This window comes from Mesorhizobium sp. Arg314 (assembly GCF_053714275.1).
Genome location: NZ_JBSKBP010000242.1, coordinates 1 through 529, shown reverse-complemented (window position 1 = coordinate 529; position 529 = coordinate 1). Strand labels below are relative to the sequence as shown.

Annotated in this window: 1 protein-coding gene and 1 pseudogene; both read left to right on the top strand. The window is 62.2% G+C overall.

All coding sequences use genetic code 11. From position 1 onward, the window contains the following. Positions 1 to 260 (top strand): DedA family protein (locus ACWGS9_RS36100; protein ID WP_454509493.1); only part of this gene is annotated, 260 nt, incomplete at its 5' end. A 68-nt stretch (positions 261 to 328) separates the two neighbouring features. Then, positions 329 to 463, top strand: a pseudogene (locus ACWGS9_RS36095) (LysR family transcriptional regulator); the annotation flags it as partial. Positions 464 to 529: the final 66 nt, after the last annotated feature.

Here is a 529-nt window from a genome sequence, read left to right as displayed (position 1 = left end):
TCGTGCCCACGGTACGCAATTATCTGCCGATTGCCGCCGGCGCGCTGCGTCTGCCGGCTTTGCCCTTCGCTTTAGCCTCCCTGCTTGGCGCAATGCTGTGGAACGCCGGCTTCCTTCTTGCCGGCTACGCAATGCGCGACAGCGTCCACGATCTGCCGACGGTGGCGTTTCGCATCATGGCCATCGTGCTTGCGTTGGAAGTCGCGTTCCTCGTCGCGCTGCGCTGCCACCGGCGTCGCGTCAGATCGGCAAGAGGGTAGAGTTACCGGCGCAAACAAGGCGGCTGCGCCGGCTTTCTTTCCCGCACGCGCCGGTGTTTAGTCCGGCCATGGCTTTCACCATCCGCCAACTGCAGTTCTTCGTCGCCGTCGCCGAGCAGGGCACCGTCTCGGGCGCCGCGCAGAACCTCTCGATTTCGCAATCCTCGGTCACCGAGGCGATCAAGGGGTCGGAACAAGATTTGCTTTCCCAGACACGCTAAGGTCGAACGAAGCACGAACATCTGTTTGTCCCCTGGATAAGATTGCCA